Origin of the sequence: Mesorhizobium sp. M2A.F.Ca.ET.037.01.1.1 (assembly GCF_003998075.1) — a bacterium.
Lineage (GTDB): Bacteria > Pseudomonadota > Alphaproteobacteria > Rhizobiales > Rhizobiaceae > Mesorhizobium.
This window is the reverse complement of sequence record NZ_RZSA01001817.1, coordinates 1-434: the sequence shown is the minus strand read 5'-3', so window position 1 is coordinate 434 and position 434 is coordinate 1. Positions and strand designations below refer to the sequence as shown.

General features: G+C 57.8%; 1 protein-coding gene. It reads right to left on the bottom strand.

The genetic code is table 11. The features are described 5' to 3' along the window. A partial coding sequence (locus tag EOA27_RS39965) for a transposase (RefSeq protein ID WP_281059540.1) occupies positions 1–270 on the bottom strand: 270 nt, incomplete at its 3' end. Positions 271–434: the final 164 nt, after the last annotated feature.

Sequence of the window (434 nt, the reverse complement as noted above, 5' to 3'; positions counted from 1 at the left end):
TTTCAGCATATAGGCCATGGCCTCGCCGAGGTCGGACTTGCGCGAGATCCGTGCGGCCTGAGCTGTCAGCCAAGTGAAGAACTCGTCCACCAGCGGGCGGGACAGGTTCTGGCGGACAGCCCGGCGATGATCGGGATCACAACCTGGGATGCTGTCCTCGATCTTGTAGAGGGCGGCGATGCGCAACAACGCCTCGTCGACGATGGGCGAACCCTTCTTCGGCTGGGACTTGATCAGTTTTGCGTATTTCAGGCGATGGTGAGCACGGATTTCACCGCATCGTTAGCACGGATTTCACGGGATCATGAGCAACGATTTCAGACGATCGTGAGCAGCGATTTCAGGTGATCGTGAGCACCTTTTCGGAGGTGCGGGATGCTTCGGCCGACAACTCAACCGGTCTACAGCTCGTTCAAAACGAGGAAGCCTGATGC